Here is a 16,608-nt window from a genome sequence, read left to right on the forward strand (position 1 = left end):
TCATCCCTATTTTCATGAGCGAACAATACGATCTTCTTAAAAGCATTCTTCTGGAAAAATCCGTGCGTACGGGAACCTTTACGCTGGCTTCCGGCAAGGTGTCCGACTTGTATGTGGACTGCCGCATGACAGCCCTGGACCCCGTAGGGGCCACCCTGGTGGGCGCTCTGGGCTGGAAGCTGGTGAAGGAGGATATTCTGCCCCGTTTCCCGGAGGTGGCGGCCATCGGCGGCATGACCATGGGGGCGGACCCTATTTCCCTGGCCGTCGGCATGACCAGCGCTCTGGAAGGGGCGGAAAAGAAGCTTCAGGTGTTCACCGTGCGCAAGGAGCCGAAGGACCATGGACGCGGCCGCCGCATTGAAGGCAATTTCCAGGCCGGGGATACCGTGGTCGTGGTGGATGACGTCATCACGACGGGCGGCTCCACATTGAAGGCTATTGACGCCATTGAGGCGGAAGGGGGCAGGGTTGCCGCCGCCCTGGTGCTGCTGGACCGCGAGGAAGGCGGACGCCAGGCGATTGAGGAACGCGGCATTCCCGTTTACCCGCTGTACACCAGGACTTCCCTGTTGGGCCGTTAATCCTTTTCCATTCATGCTCCCGGCCCTGATCGGCATAAGCGGCCATGAAGTGGGCGCGGAGGAAGAGGCTGCTATCCGGCGTTGGCAGCCGGCGGGTTTTATTCTGTTTTCCAGGAATATTGATTCCGTAGAGCAGGTGCGCGGGCTGACGGAGACACTGCGGAAACTTTGCCTCCACCATCCTGTCATTGCCGTGGATCAGGAGGGAGGCCGGGTGGTGCGCACCGCTTCCCTGGGCCTGCATCTGCCCTCCCCGGCTTCGCTGGCCCGGCTTGGTTCGGTTGGCGGCATGGTGGAACTGGCCGCGGTGACGGCCCTGGCTCTCCGCTACCTGGGGGTGAACCTGAATTTTGCCCCGGTGCTGGATATCTGCCATGATCCGTCCGCGGCCAACGCGCTTCCCGGCCGCTGCTGGGGAGACAATGCGCAGGACGTCATTTCACGCGGCGGCGTTTATGCCTCCAACCTGCGCCGGGGCGGCGTGCAGAGTTGCGGCAAACATTTTCCCGGCATGGGCCGTGCCCAGGCGGATCCCCATTTCAGCCTTCCTGTGGTTGACCTGGATGAACGGGAGTTGTTCAAGACGGATTTGCTGCCTTTTCTGGCTCTGTGCCCGGCATTATCCTCCATCATGTCCGCCCATATCATGCTGCCTCAGATTGATCCCGATTATCCCGCCACCTTGTCCGAACGGGTGATCCGGGGGTTTCTGCGCGACCGCCTTGGCTTCCGGGGCGTGGTGTTTACGGATGATTTGTGCATGGGGGCGATTGCGGCGCAGTATTCCCCGGATGACGCCGCTTTCCTGTCCTTGCGGGCCGGATGCGATCTGCCCCTGATTTGCCATGACCCTCTTCCCTGGCTGGATGGGCTAGCTTCCCGCCTGGAGGGGTTGAACGCCTATGACCGGGAGGATTCTTTTAAACGGGTGGAAAAGCTGAGCGACTCCCTGTGTTTCCCGTTTCCGGAAAAGGCTTCCCTGTGGGATTCCTGCCTCCGCCGTGCGGAGGCCCTGTGCCGTCTGGAAGAAAAGGGCGGAGGTGGAGAACATCTGCCTTCATCTCCAGTTCTGGAGTATTGATGTGAACGTCAAGGATGATATCATCCCAGAAAGAAAGTCAATCAATGAAAATTTATGACAATATACGGGAGATTGTAAGAGATGATATGCTCACTACCATTTCCAGGGGCAGCAGGGTTTCTGTAGCGGCCGCCTGCTTCTCTATGTATGCCTATAAAGAACTGAAAAAGCAGCTTGATTCTGTTGATGAGTTCCGCTTCATTTTTACCTCTCCGACTTTTACTACAGAGAAGGCTTCCAGGGCAAAGCGTGAATTCTATATCCCAAGGCTCTCCCGTGAGACCAGTTTGTACGGTACGGAATTCGAAATCAAGCTCCGCAACGAAATGACACAGAAAGCCATCGCAAGAGAATGTGCTGATTGGATTCGTAAGAAAGCAACCTTCAAATCCAATATCACAGGCGAAAACATGGGTGGCTTTATGACGATTAACGCTCCTGCGGAGCAGGTTGCCTATATGCCGTTGGGCGGTTTCACTACCGTTGACATTGGCTGTGAGCGTGGTAACAACAGCTACAACATGGTAAACCGCATGGAGGCGCCGTTCTCCACACAGTATATGCAGTTGTTTGAGTCCTTGTGGAACGACAAGTCCAAGATGCAGGATGTTACCGAGGAAATCATCGAAAACATCAGTAGTGCCTATAACGAGAACGCTCCGGAATTCATCTACTTCATGACTCTGTACCATGTATTCAGTGAATTCCTGGATGATATTTCCGAGGATGAACTGCCGAATGAGGCTACCGGATTCAAGGAGAGCAAGATTTGGTCCATGCTGTATGACTTCCAGCGTGATGCCGTTCTCGCCATCATCAACAAACTGGAAAAATACAACGGCTGCATTTTGGCAGACAGCGTTGGTCTTGGCAAAACATTCACAGCGTTGGCTGTTGTGAAATACTATGAAAATAGAAACAGGTCCGTTCTTGTTCTTTGCCCGAAAAAACTGGCCGAGAACTGGAATACATATAAAGATAACTATGTGAATAACCCCATTGCCTCTGACCGCTTGAATTACGATGTTCTGTTCCACACAGACCTTTCTCGTAGTCACGGCACTTCCAACGGTCTTGACCTGGACCGCCTGAATTGGGGTAACTATGACCTGGTTGTTATTGATGAAAGCCACAACTTCCGAAACGGCATCGGCACACACAGCAACACTGTGGAGAACCGCTATGTAAAGTTGATGGACAAGGTTATCCGCTCCGGCGTAAAAACCAAAGTACTGATGCTTTCCGCTACTCCGGTCAACAACCGCTTTGTGGACTTAAAAAATCAGCTTGCCATTGCCTATGAGGGCGACTCCGAGAATATCAATTCCAAGCTGAACACCAGGAAATCTATTGAGGATATTTTCAAGCAGGCGCAAAAGGCGTTCAATGCCTGGGGTAAACTCCCCGCAGAGGAACGCTCCACAGACGCGCTGCTCCGCACCCTTGATTTTGACTTCTTTGAAGTTCTGGACAGCGTTACCATCGCCAGATCCAGAAAGCACATTGAAAAATATTACAACTCCGCAGAAATCGGAAAGTTCCCGGAAAGGCTGCCGCCAGTTTCCAGGCGGCCATGCCTCACCGATTTGAAGCGTGCTATCAACTATGATGAAATTTATGCCCAACTGATGCTGTTGTGTCTGTCTATCTACACTCCATCCCATTACATCTTTCCAAGTAAGATTCAAAAATATGCGGAATTGACTCACAACAAGGAGGAAAACCTCACCCAGGACGGACGTGAACAAGGTATTCGCCGTTTGATGAGCATCAACCTTTTGAAACGGCTGGAAAGTTCCGTTTATTCTTTCCAGTTGACACTTACCCGTATCAAAGGACTCATCGACAGCACCATTGAGGCAATCAACCGCTTTGAGAAATACGGCACCGCTGACATCGCCATGTACGAAGCTCAGGAGTCTGAGTTCGACATGGACGATGGCAACACCGATTACTTCTCCGTGGGCAGGGAGGTAAAAATCGACCTTGCCGATATGGACTACAAAACCTGGCGCACCGAACTTCAGCAGGACGCAGAAGTGTTGGAACTGCTGACCCTTATGGTGGCAGACATTACGCCGGAGCATGACGGCAAGCTGCAGGATCTCCTATCTCTGCTGTCCCACAAAATTGAGAATCCGATTAACCCCGATAATAAGAAGGTGATCATTTTCTCCGCATTCTCCGACACGGCAGAATACCTCTATGAGAATGTCAGCGCCTATGTAAAGAAGAAATACGGACTGGATACTGCCGTTATCACGGGCAGCATTGATGGCAAGACAACCATCAAAGGCTTTAAGGCAACCCTCAACAATGTTCTGACCTGCTTCTCCCCGGTTTCCAAGGGACGGAATGTTCTGATGCCCGGCAGCAAGGCGGAAATCGATATCCTGATTGCTACCGACTGTATCTCCGAAGGTCAGAACCTGCAGGACTGCGATTATCTGATAAACTACGACATTCACTGGAACCCTGTACGCATCATCCAGCGTTTCGGGCGTATCGACCGTATCGGCAGCCGCAACAATTACATTCAGCTTGTAAACTTCTGGCCCGACCTCACGCTTGATGATTACATCAATCTGAGATCGAGAGTCGAAACCCGCATGAAAATTACGGTGATGACCTCCACAGGTGACGATGACCTCATCAACGAGGAGGAAAAGGGCGACCTGGAATACAGAAAACAGCAGCTCAAACGGCTCCAGGAGGAAGTGGTCGATATTGAGGACATGTCCGAGGGCATCTCCATTATGGACTTGGGATTGAATGAATTCCGCCTTGACCTGCTTGAGTATGTGAAGACCCACGGCAATATGGATAACAAGCCTCGTGGTCTTCACGCTGTTGTTCCTGCTGCTGAGGAATTGCCGAAAGGCGTCATCTTCGTACTGAAGAATATCAATAAGAGCGTCAACATCGACAATCAGAACCGCATCCATCCGTTCTACATGGTTTATATCGGTATGGACGGTGAAATCATCGGTGATTATCTGAACCCCAAAAAACTTCTGGACGATGTGCGCCTCCTTTGCCGTGGCAAGAACGAACCCGTCCATGACCTCTGCCGTCAATTCAATGCGGAAACCGATGACGGCAGGAACATGGCAGAACTCTCTGAACTGTTAAGCGAAGCCATCCGCTCCATTATTGACGCCAAGGAAGAAAGCGATATCGACAGCCTGTTCTCCGCAGGCGGTACTTCTGCCCTGATGTCTGCCGTGTCTGGACTGGACGACTTTGAACTGATATGCTTTCTGGCGGTGAAGTAAAGGAGATCAGGCGATGCTCGGATTACCCAAATCAACGGAGTTCAACAAACGAATTCCCAAACAGAAATTCTATGACAACCTTGCCGTGACCCCGGCTTGGAAAAAGGTATTCATAGAACAGGTAAAGGCCATCTGCTGGAGGAACAAGATTGCCGCCGCCACCATGAACTTAGCCCCCGGCGCCGCCGTGACGGAATTGGTGGTCTTTGAGGTCAAGCTGAACAGTCAGACGCTTGACGACAGCTTTTTGCGGCAGATGGACAAAGAAATACCGTACCACATTCTCTTCATGCTGGAATACGAGGGCAAGTACAAAGCCGTTATCGGCTATAAGGAAGAATCCGGCGGCAACACAGCCTTCAAGGTAAATCGCTACTATTCCACTGAATGGATGGACGAGGATGCCCTCCCGTTGAAATTGGAAGGTTTGTCCGTTGACAGTGTGTATGAAAACTTTGTCCGTCAGATTGCCGGAGACGCCCTCGCTGCCGCCGAAGCCGGGGAAAGCCTCAAGGAGTCCATAGCGAGGGATGAAAAACGGCAGGCTCTTCAAATGCAGATTGCGAAATTGCAAAAGAAAATCAAAAGAGAAAAACAGCTCAACAGGCAGATGGAACTGAATGCCCTGCTCAAGAAACTCAGCAAAGAATGGGAGGAAATTCTGTAATGGAAAAAATGAGAATGGAGTCGATTGATATGACGGCTCAGAACATAGAAAAGATTGGGGCGTTGTTCCCGAACTGTATCACCGAGACCGTGGATGAGAACGGCAAGATGAAGAAAGCCATCAACTTTGACCTGCTCCGTCAGATGCTTTCGGGAGATGTGGTAGAGGGCGATGAGGTATACGAGTTTACCTGGGTGGGCAAAAAGGCGGCTATTGTGGAAGCCAACAAGCCTATCCGCAAGACCCTTCGCCCTTGCAAAGAGGACAGCGTGAATTGGGATACTACCGAAAACCTCTATATTGAGGGCGACAACTTGGAAGTTCTGAAACTCTTGCAGGAAAGCTACCTTGGTAAGGTCAAGATGATTTATATCGACCCGCCGTATAACACGGGTTCAGACAGCTTTGTTTATAATGATTCTTTCACTATGGATGAAGATGAATATGAGACGGGAATTGGTATAAGAGACCAAGATAAAAACAAGCTGTTTCACGAGAATAACAGTAGTAATCCGCGATTCCACTCAGACTGGTGCTCTATGATGTACGAAAGATTTTTGCTTGCAAGAAATCTTTTGTCAGTAGATGGCGTATTAGTTGTAAGTATAAGCGATGCGGAGTTCCATAATTTAAAGAGTATGCTTGATGAACTCTTTGGAGCAGATAATTATCTGGGTGATATCGTATGGAATTCCACAAAATCGGTAACTAATACGGCGCTAATCTCTGTGTCCCATACATATAACCTTGTGTACTTTAAAAGGATGCAGTATTTCGTGGAGAATCGTTCTGAATTTAGGCTGCCAGATGATGGCGAGGGATTTGAAAATCCAGATAACGACCCCAGAGGATCTTGGAAAGCTGATCCGTTTCAAGTTGGTGGGTGGAGACCCAATCAACAGTACGAAATCGTTAATCCCAATACAGGGGTTGTCTATAAACCAAATCCTGACTGTAGTTGGAAAAACGATTATGAACACTACTTGGAATTGGTAAAAGATAATAGGATAGTTTTCGGAAAAACAGGAGATGGTGGTCCTCAAAGGAAGAGGTTCAAGTGGGAGGCTGAGGAAAGAGGCAAGGTAGCAAAAACATGGTGGGATGATGTTGAAACCACAACCAATGGCACACAACTTCTGAAGAAGATGTTTGATGGGAAAATCTTGTTTAGTAATCCTAAACCTGTTGGGCTTCTTGTTAAATTGATTCAATTAGCAGGAAGTAAGGACGGAATTGTTATGGACTTCTTCTCCGGCTCTGCCACTACCGCCCATGCGGTGATGCAGCTCAACGCCGAGGACGGCGGACACCGCAAGTTTATCATGGTGCAGTTGCCCGAACCCTGCGACAAAAAGAGCGAGGCTTTCCAAGCGGGTTACAAGAACATCTGCGAAATCGGCAAGGAGCGCATTCGCCGCGCCGGAAAGAAAATCAAGGAGGAAACAGGTGCGGATATTGATTATGGTTTCCGTGTATTCAAGCTGGATGACAGCAACATGAAGGATGTGTACTATTCCCCTGCCGAGTATGACCAGGGGATGCTGTCCGGTCTGGAATCCAACATCAAGGAAGACCGTACTGACCTTGATTTGCTGTTCGGCTGCCTGCTGGAATGGGGGTTGCCGCTTTCAGAAAGAATGACGGTGTTCCAGATAGATGGGGTGGATGTGCATGCCTACGGAATGGACGCTGAAGAATATCGTGGCTGCAAAGACGGTATGTTTTTTTATGAGGATAATATTCAAATGATTGATAATCATTTATATACACCCACACACACGCGCGTCCCGCTGCTTGCCTGCTTCGCGGACAGGGTGCCGGAGTCTGTTATCCGCGGCATAGCCGGGATGAAGCCCCTCTGCGCCGTGTTTCGTGATTCCTGTTTTCAGGACAGCCCCGCCAAAATCAATGTGACGGAGGTGTTCAAGCTCTTGGCTCCGGATACAAGGGTGAAGGTTATCTAAGGAAGGAGGTTTCAAAATGGATAAAAACGAAATCCGGAAAACAGAACATATGTATTCCACGATTCAAATTGGCGAAACAGTGTTTAGCCAATTTGAAAAAAAACTTCTTGAGGAACAATTATCCGAGGAAGACGGAGGCGAGCTATCATGAAACTGCAATTCAAGCACCAGCAGTTTCAGGAAGATGCGGCCAAGGCGGTGGTGGATGTGTTCGCGGGTCAGCCGTATCTGACGCCGACCTATATGATGGACAGGGGGGACGGGGCTTATCAGATGGGACTGGAGGAGGACAGGAATTTCACGGGCTGGAGCAATCAAAAACTGGTGCCGGAGCTGTCCGATGAGGTGATTCTGGGGCATATTCAGACGATTCAGAGTGCGCATCAGATTGCGCCTTCGCTGAAGCTGGAGGGGCGGTTCAATCTGACGATTGAAATGGAAACGGGAGTGGGCAAGACGTATACCTATATCAAAACCATGTATGAACTGAACAGGTGCTACGGCTGGAGCAAGTTCATTGTGGTTGTGCCCAGCGTGGCTATCCGCGAGGGTGTCTATAAATCTTTCCAGATGACCCAGGAGCATTTTGCCGAGGAATACGGCAAGAAAGTACGATTTTTTGTTTATAACTCCGCCCAGCTGACGGAGATTGATCGCTTCGCCTCCGACAGTTCCATCAATGTCATGATTATCAATTCCCAGGCATTCAACGCCAGGGGCAAGGATGTCAGAAGAATTTACATGAAACTGGACGAGTTCCGTTCCCGCCGTCCGATTGATATGATTGCCAAGACCAACCCGATTCTGATTATTGACGAGCCGCAGTCCGTTGAAGGCAAACAGACCAGGGAGCGTTTGAAGGAATTCTGCCCGCTGTTTACCCTCCGCTACTCCGCAACCCACAAATCAGACAGCATCTACAACATGATTTACCGTCTGGACGCGATGGAGGCGTACAATAAGCGACTTGTTAAGAAGATAGCCGTTAAGGGTATTACCGAAACGGGCAGTACTGCTACAGACGGCTATGTTTATCTGGAAAGCATCAACCTTTCCAAGAAGGACCCTACCGCAACCATTCAGTTCGATATGAAGGGCGCAAGCGGTATCCGTAAAGTAAGCCGTACTGTAGCAGAGGGATTTAATCTTTACGATCATTCCGGCCACATGGAGGAATACAAGAACAATTTTGTCGTTAAGCACATTGACGGCAGAGACGACTCCATTGAGTTCCTCAACGGCATCAAGCTGTACGCAGGTGATGTTATCGGCAAGGTGGATGAAAACCAGCTTCGCCGTATTCAGATTCGTGAAACCATCCTCTCTCACATTCAGCGTGAGCGCCAGTTGTTCTATAAGGGCATCAAGGTGCTGTCCCTGTTCTTCATTGACGAGGTTGCCAAGTACAAGGTGTACGATGCAGCCGGACAGTCTGGTAACGGCATCTACGCAAAAATGTTTGAGGAGGAATACACCGATATTATCGGAAACCTCCAGTCTGTCATCGGCGAGGACGAATACATTAAGTATTTGAATTCCATCAAGCCTTCCGCAACCCACGCAGGTTACTTCTCCGTGGACAAGAAAGGCAAGATGATAGACTGTAAGTTGGCAAAGAAGGAAACCACCTCGGACGATATTGACGCTTACGATTTGATTATGAAAAACAAGGAACTGCTCCTTGACCGCAATCCGAAGCGTTCGCCTGTGCGTTTTATTTTCTCTCACTCCGCTCTGCGTGAAGGTTGGGATAACCCGAATGTATTCCAGATCTGTACGCTGAAACAGTCCGGCTCTGATGTGAGAAAACGCCAGGAAGTTGGTCGTGGTCTGCGTCTGTGCGTAAACCAGGACGGTGAGCGTATGGATTCCGGCGTTCTCGGAAACGATGTTCACAACATCAATGTGTTGACCGTTATCGCCAGCGAAAGCTATGACAGTTTCGCAAAGGGACTTCAGTCCGAACTTGCTGATGCCGTTGCAAACCGTCCAAAGGCAGTTACGCCGGAACTCTTTATGGGCAGGACTATTACCGATGCCCAGGGCAGCACCGATGTTATCACTGAGGATGTTGCCAGAGAAATTTGGCTGGGTATGCGTATGGAAGGCTACATTGACAAGCAAGGCTCGCTGACCGACAAGTATTACGAAGATAAGGCAAATGGCGAAATCAAGCTGACGGATGAGGTTGCAGGTTCTGCCGAAAGCGTTATCGGTATCATCGACTCCATCTATGACGCCAAGGCAATGCAACCCGAAAACGCTCGCAGCAATAATGTGGAACTCACCGTGGACGAGGACAAACTCGCAATGCCGGAGTTCAAGGCATTGTGGAACAGAATCAATGCCAAGAGCGTTTATGTGGTTGATTTCGATACAGATGAACTGGTGCGTAAGTCCATTGATGCGTTGGATAGAAAACTTCGTGTATCTAAGATTTACTTTAAGGTAGAAACGGGCGCTATGGAGCAGATTAAGTCCAAGGCTGAGCTGGAAAGCGGTGCATCCTTTGTGAAAGAGGAATCCGGAACTTACGGTGCAACCATTCACGCAAGCAGTAATGTGAAGTATGACCTGGTCGGCAAATTGGTAGATGAAACTGGACTCACCCGCAAGGCTGTCATTGCCATTCTAAAGGGTATTCAGCCGTCTGTGTTCAATCAGTTCAAGGACAACCCGGAAGAATTCATCATCAAGGCTGCTGCCCTTATCAATGACGAAAAAGCAACCGCCGTCATTGAGCATATTACCTACGATGTTCTGGATGAGCGTTATGGCACAGACATCTTCACCGAGCCTACCATCAAGGGCAAGCTGGGCTTGAACGCAATGAAGGCGAACCGCCACCTGTATGACCATATCGTTTACGACTCTACCAACGAGCGTGACTTTGCAACCGACCTCGACACCAATAAGGATGTCGCAGTATATGTGAAGTTGCCGGATGGATTCTACATTTCCACTCCTGTTGGTAAGTATAATCCGGACTGGGCGATTGCATTCTACGAAGGCACTGTGAAGCACATTTACTTCGTGGCGGAAACCAAAGGCTCTATGTCCTCTATGCAGCTCCGTCTGATTGAGCAGTCCAAGATTCACTGCGCGCGGGAGCATTTCAGGGCTATCAGCAATGGAAATGTGGTCTATGACGTAGTGGACAGTTACAAGAAACTGATGGACATCGTCATTAAGTGACGCTTTTATATATAGAGAAGATTCGAATGATGCGAAATACGCGTGGCATGAGGCGGCTTTGCTTTTCATACTCCGCCCGATGATGAAACTTTACGGAAGCAGCCCGGAAGCAACCGGAGACGGCGCGGAAGATTTATTCCCGCGGCAGGGAGGAACAAAAGGAAAAGGTGTGTGGGCGATCAGATTCTTTTGCGGCGAGCCGCCAGCAAGGCTGCTCCAAACAGGCCCAGAGAAGCCACAGCGGGTTCCGGAACGAGGTGGTTGTAGATGCTTGAGGAATAGACTTTGACATAATCGATGTCGAATGCGGCTCCGGAATTGGCCAGCGTATTCTGGTCGATTCCCTTATTAACTCCTGCATTTTCCACCCAGTTGCCTCCAATCTGCTGGTCGATGATCAGGTAGAATTCGTTTCCGTCCTTGTCAAAGGGCCAGTTTGCGTTATTGGGCTTTTTGAATGAACCGGTTGCTTTTCCATCCACATAAAAGGTGATGCCTTCTTCCGTCCATTCCATCCCGTAGGTATGCCAGTTTGCTTTTTCAGCACCATCGTTCCAACCGGGGGTGACCCCCTGGGATTTATCCTGATTGGGAACGCCGTTTTGCGACCAGTGGATTGTCTGGTAAACACGGCCTTCGTAATTCAGGTGTTCCATGATGTCAATTTCCCCTCCGACAGGCCAGCCGATGCTGTCGGATTTGGGCATCATCCAGATGGCCGGCCAGACGCCCTGCACGCAATCGAATCTGGCGCGGACTTCTACGTAGCCATATTGGAAGGAGAAGGTTTTCAGGGAATATACCCCTCCGCAGGCGTATGTTTTGGCCGGTGCGGTCTGGTTGGTTTGAGTAGTGTAGTCCCCGTATTTTCCCCACAAGGTCATGGCGGAGTTGCCGTCCTTTTCCCGGAATTCCACAAGGCTTTCGTCCCGGGATTGGTACTTGCGCCAGTCCGGGGCGTTATAGCCTACGTAATCAATGCGGCTCCAGTTATGTTCGTTCAGAGATGAGCCGTCAAAGTCGTCTTCAAAAACGAGTTCCCAGTTCCTGTCGGATGCCCAGGGAGTCGCTGCCATGACGGAAGATGCTGAAAGTGAGAGAAAGAGAAGAGGAAAAAGGAGTGCCGTTCTGATGAACATCATGAGAAAATATAGGGCGGGCGCCGCTGAGTGTCAATAGACAAAAAATTGGCAGGCGGCCTCGGCATGGAGAAGGAAATTCCCTCCGTCCCTAAAAGGGATTGCTCTGTTTTCCCGGCAGGGGCGCTGCGATTGGCGCTCCTGCCGGGATTCTCTTATCACAAAGGCTTTTTGTCATTTCCAGCTGCGGGCGGCCGCAGCTTAAGAGCGGAGAGCCATATTTTTGGCGGCGTTCGCTTTGTACACGTGCAGTTCCGCAAGGCGGACTTTTCCGCCCTTCTGGAAGAGTTTGACGCGCAGCCTGTTGGTGGTGACGGGGTCAAATGTTCGCATGCATTTGATGAATCCGTTGCCCGGAAGCTGGAGCATGCGCAGCACTTCCGGTTCATTGGCGTACATGGCTTTCTGCGCATCGCTGACGCCGGCGGTGGAGGCTCCCAGGGAACCCCAGTGGATGGGGATCCACTTGCCTCCCTTGTAGGCCTCAATGATGAGGCGGTTGTGGCCCTTTTCAATCTTGATGTCCACGGCGCGCAGGGCGGCAGGGGATTTCAGGGTGAGTTCCAGCACCAGGGGCTCGTCTTCCGTGGGGGAAGCGTCCAGTTCCTCAACGGTAGTGGCGTCCCGGTCCATCAGTTTGGCCGTGTCCACACGGCCTCCGGTGGAGGCTTTCAGCTTGTAGTCCTCCACTTCCTCCGTGGAACTTCCCAGCAGTTTCAGTTCACGCACGCGGCATTCCAGGCCGTGCCAGTCCGTGGAAACGCGGAACAGGCAGCGGGAACCCTGAGTCAGGCAGGAGTCATTCGGGGAAACCCAGGTTTTTTCCTTCTTTTTATCCGTTTTGTCGTACACCTCTATCTGGTTGCCCTGAGAGGCCGCGGAAATGTAGGTTCCGTCCGGCAGATGGAAGGAGCAGCCCCAGTTGCCGTGATCCCGGATCAGGATGCCCGGCACCCACAGATGGTTGCAGTTGGTGACTGAGAGGGCCTTTTCTGCACATCCCACTTCAAAGCCGCCCACGGCAATGGGGCGGTCGTATTCCACCTCCAGGTCATTGACGCGCCATTTGATTTTGGCGTTCATTTTTTGCACGCCCGGCTGGGTTGGGCCGCTGAGTTCCTTCTTGTAGGAGTAGACGTTCCATTGGCCGCCGAATTTGGAATTGGGCGTCCAGGAAATGGTTTCCATGGGGGAGAAGGTGGTCGTGTCGCTGAATTGCACCGTGCCGGCAAAATCATATTTGTAGGCGGAGTTGGCTTTCCCTTCCAGCTCCTTGTCGCGGTGAAGCCCCAGGGCGCGGCCGCCCAGAGGCTGCTGGACGTCCACGTTCAGAGAATATTCCCCGGGCTGGGGGTTACCGTCGTTGAGCTTGGGTTCAAAGAAAATGCGCACATCCATGCCCAGAATCATTTCCGCGCAGGTAGCCCTGGTGAGCTGGTCCACCCCGGGAATTTCCATGATGGCCTTGGCGATGGGGAGGGCTCGGTTGTTGACGACATTGATAAGCTTAAAGCGGCAGCCCTGTTCCACCGGAATATTTTTCAATTCCCGGATGGCGGATTTCAGGGAGGCGGGGGCCTTGGTTCCAAGCGCAGCGTTTACCATGGACCAGTTGCGCACGTAGGTGTTCAGGAAGCGGGATTCCGTGTCAATGATGGGGGGCACCTTCCGGAACGTTTTGGCCTGGAATTCAGGCTTGCCCGTAATTGCCAGATTCTGGCGTTCCGCGCAGAGGGCCGTGATCCAGATGCTGGTGCGGATGTAGGTGCCGATGACGGAGTCCGCCGTCATTAGTTCCAGGCGGTTGGGGTTCTGCATCATGCCGCCGTCAAAGGGGCGCAGCAGCGTCAGTTTCCACCGGAAAGCCTCCATGTTTTTGTAATATGCTTCCGGATTGGTTCGCCAGTAGGCGGGGAGAGCCCACATGATGGAGAGCGTCTCGGAGGAGTGGCCCTGGTCACAGCCGCCGATGGGGCCTTCCCCATACATGATGCGGCTGTTTTTTGTGTACAGCTCCGGTCCGCCGCAGATGAGGGAGGCGATGTAGTACGGGCCGTGACGGCCGGAGTAGGTTCCCCCGCATTCACGGTCGGGTTCAAAGGTGAAGGTTTCCGTCATGCGGCCATAGGGCCCCATGCCGGTGGGGCAGATGGACTGGGCATGGTCCATCATTTTGTCCAGCACGCCGTCTTCCGTGCGCGCCGGAGTTTTGCTGGCCAGCGCCAGGAACAGGCACATGTGGGAACCTCCGATGCTGACGCCTGTTCCCCGGTAGCCCGGGTGAATGCCGTGGCCGGTGACGAAGTCCCCATAAAGAACTTCGTTTTTCATGCGCTGCACGCTGTTGCGGATGGCCGGAAGCACGGAGTTGTCCCGGTAGCGCAGCCAGTATTCGCACAGGAAGATGCCCGCGGAAGCCTGGGGGACGGCCCACCAGCATTGGGAGCCGGAGAAGGCGATGTACTGAGCCGCTTTTTTAATGGCGGGGTCATACTTAGGGTTGCCCGTGGCCATCAGGGCCAGGCCGGCCCAGCCTGTATCATAATGGTTGCCGCAGTAGCCGCCCGGGCGTTCCCAAGAGCCGTCCTCGCGCTGCTGGGCCGCCAGCCATTCGCTCATCATGTGGACTACCGCCTTGCTCTTGGCGCAATTTTTGGGGAAGCCGAGGGCATAGGAACCAAGCTGGGGGATTTTGAAGGTGACGTTTTTCACATATTTCTTCACTGCGTCCGGCAGGGCGGAGGAGCCGCCCACCTGTACGGTCACGCCCACGGAGGCGGACCACCTGGGGGTTCCCGTTCCTTTAAGGTTCCAGTCACCCTTGGGGATATCAAAGACCAGGGAAGAGACGGCGTGCGCCTGCCATATTTTGCTTTTGGCGTCGTACCTGGCTTCTCCGTAACCCACGGTGTATTGCTGGGCTTTGGTCAGCGGAACGGTTCCGCCGGGGCCTTCCAGCCTCAGATCCGACCATTCGAAGCCGTCGCTGCCGATGCCGTTGCCGCCGTCATCCACGCGCAGGCGCACCTGCTGGCCGCCCTCTACCGGAATGGAAAGGGAAACGGGCTTTTTAGCCTGTTCCTCCCGGAAGACTTCCTTCCAGAGGGGCTGGATGCCCTGGATTTTTTCCACGCTTTCCGCGGGAATGAGGTTCAGGGTGATTTTTCCGGCTCCTTCCGCCTTGTCCACCAGAAGGCCCGCGTGCATGTCCAGGCCGCGCCTGTTCTGATGCTGATAAGGGCCGTAAAGCACGTCCAGGCTTTGCGACGTTTTGAAGAGGTGTCCGTCAATGCCCAGGATCAGGTCTCCTTCCTTGACGTATTTTTCGGCAGGGGAACCCTCAATCACCTGGGTGACCGTGTAAAGGTTCGCCACGGGTTCCCCGTTGGGGTCCAGCATGGTTTTAGGGAAGAAGCCGCGGAAGTTCGTGTCCGGCCAGGAGGCGTCCAGGCCGCGGGCGCGGAAGCCCAGAGGGCCGAAGGTGGTGATCCAGCCTTTGGCTACTTCCTCGGAGTTGCCGAACCAGCTCGTGTACAGCTCTGCGTATTGTTTTCTCCACTGGTTCAGCGGCATGGGCTTGGCGAATTTTTTCACATAGGCGTTCACATCCCCCATATTGGTCGTTTGCCTGGCGGCTTTCCCGCGCGGACGCACTACGGGCGCAGGTTTGGCGGCGGTCTGTTCCGCCTGTGATTCCTTCCGGTTGGCGGGATGCTGCGGTTCCGGCTGTTTTCCGTTCGCAGCGTCATCTGCCGGGGCAGAAGTGTTTTCGTCAGGCTGTGCAGGGTCGGCTGCGGATTTTTCCTCTAAAGCTCCCGGGGCATCTTCATTCCGTTCCCCGGAGGAAATGGCCGGCGGAGTCTTTTCCGGCTGCTCCGCAGGGCCGGATGAGGAGGTGTTCGCGGCGTTTTCCTGTTTGGGGGCGGCTTCCTCCTTCACGGCGGGCAGGGCGGCTTTCTTTTCCGGTTTGGCGTCTTCCTTCTTTTCCCTGTTGGCTTGGGGGGGCTCCGGCTCCTGGGCAGAGGCGGATTTTTCCTCGGGGTTCCGGGTGAAATAGTAGGTCCCGCATGCGCCTCCCAGCAGGAGCAGGATGAGAATCCATATGCCGGCGGAGTTCTTCTTTTTCCGCGGCGGGGGAAGGGTGCCCGCATGAACGGGCGTCGCCCCGGTTCCGGGAGTGGTCAAGGTACGCTGATCACGCTGGAAGCGGGATGCCGGCGGGACGACCGTGCCGGAGGCCGGCTGCGCGGCGGCATGGCCGCCGGGAATGGCATAAACCAGGTACAGGGTGCCCAGAGCGGGGATTTCCCCCAGGGATCCTGTGCGGAACTGCGCTTCGAAATCATTTTTCAGCGGAAGAACTTCCCGTTCAATATCCGTGTTTTCCGGATAGCGCAGTTTTCCGCTTTCCGGGTCGCGCACAGCGAGCCCCTGGGGACAGAATTCGCGGAGCAGGTATGGAACATGGTCGGCATCCGAAGCGTAATAGACATGGCAGAGGGAATCCGTCTGCTTCAGGGATTGGATAAGATAGCCGTTGATATTAAATCCGGAAGGGAGAGAAGGCGTATGTTCCATGGTCACATGACAGGTGATTATCCGACTGCCTATTAGCATATCCGGAGGCTTCCTTCAATGTAAAAAGAGGTTTTCAGGGGCCGGAACGTGTGACGCGATTAATTGATTATTTGCTTGAATGCATG

The 16,608-nt window shown here is 52.7% G+C and carries 9 protein-coding genes; 7 read left to right on the forward strand and 2 right to left on the reverse strand.

Annotated features, from left to right (window positions below; translation table 11 throughout):
* Positions 1–14 precede the first annotated feature (14 nt).
* The 7 genes from pyrE to WW58_RS02535 are packed head-to-tail and all read left to right on the forward strand — an operon-like array spanning position 15 to position 10,766.
* Positions 15–584, forward strand: a complete 570-nt coding sequence (gene pyrE / locus WW58_RS02510) for an orotate phosphoribosyltransferase (RefSeq protein ID WP_022197655.1) — start codon at positions 15–17, stop codon at positions 582–584.
* A gap of 13 nt (positions 585–597) precedes the next feature.
* Positions 598–1,665: a beta-N-acetylhexosaminidase gene (nagZ, locus tag WW58_RS02515; protein WP_215833544.1), complete on the forward strand. Its 1,068-nt coding sequence runs from the start codon at positions 598–600 to the stop codon at positions 1,663–1,665.
* Positions 1,666–1,709: 44 nt separating this feature from the next.
* Complete coding sequence (locus WW58_RS02520; RefSeq protein ID WP_046435144.1) at positions 1,710–4,940, forward strand: helicase-related protein; 3,231 nt, start codon at positions 1,710–1,712, stop codon at positions 4,938–4,940.
* A gap of 13 nt (positions 4,941–4,953) precedes the next feature.
* A complete protein-coding gene (locus WW58_RS02525; protein WP_046435146.1) occupies positions 4,954–5,607 on the forward strand; it encodes a DUF4391 domain-containing protein in 654 nt (217 codons plus the stop codon).
* Positions 5,607–7,571, forward strand: coding sequence for a site-specific DNA-methyltransferase (locus WW58_RS02530; RefSeq protein WP_046435148.1), 1,965 nt, complete (start codon positions 5,607–5,609; stop codon positions 7,569–7,571). The genes WW58_RS02525 and WW58_RS02530 overlap by 1 nt, the downstream gene beginning before the upstream one ends.
* A gap of 16 nt (positions 7,572–7,587) precedes the next feature.
* Positions 7,588–7,722: a hypothetical protein gene (locus WW58_RS12815; protein ID WP_257228165.1), complete on the forward strand. Its 135-nt coding sequence runs from the start codon at positions 7,588–7,590 to the stop codon at positions 7,720–7,722.
* Positions 7,719–10,766, forward strand: a complete 3,048-nt coding sequence (locus WW58_RS02535) for a type III restriction-modification system endonuclease (RefSeq protein WP_046435149.1) — start codon at positions 7,719–7,721, stop codon at positions 10,764–10,766. The genes WW58_RS12815 and WW58_RS02535 overlap by 4 nt, the downstream gene beginning before the upstream one ends.
* Positions 10,767–10,945: 179 nt before the next feature.
* On the opposite strand, the gene WW58_RS12820 is transcribed toward WW58_RS02535, so the two are convergent.
* Together WW58_RS12820 and WW58_RS02545 are read right to left on the reverse strand one after the other, a co-directional pair.
* Entirely contained in the window at positions 10,946–11,842 is an 897-nt protein-coding gene (locus tag WW58_RS12820; protein WP_179219194.1) for a glycoside hydrolase family 16 protein, read from the reverse strand.
* A 264-nt stretch (positions 11,843–12,106) separates the two neighbouring features.
* Positions 12,107–16,483 (reverse strand): DUF6288 domain-containing protein, encoded by a 4,377-nt coding sequence (locus tag WW58_RS02545; RefSeq protein ID WP_046435151.1) that lies wholly within the window; start codon positions 16,481–16,483, stop codon positions 12,107–12,109.
* Between the last annotated feature and the right edge of the window lie 125 nt (positions 16,484–16,608).

Source organism: Akkermansia sp. UNK.MGS-1, assembly GCF_000980515.1.
GTDB lineage: Bacteria > Verrucomicrobiota > Verrucomicrobiia > Verrucomicrobiales > Akkermansiaceae > Akkermansia > Akkermansia muciniphila.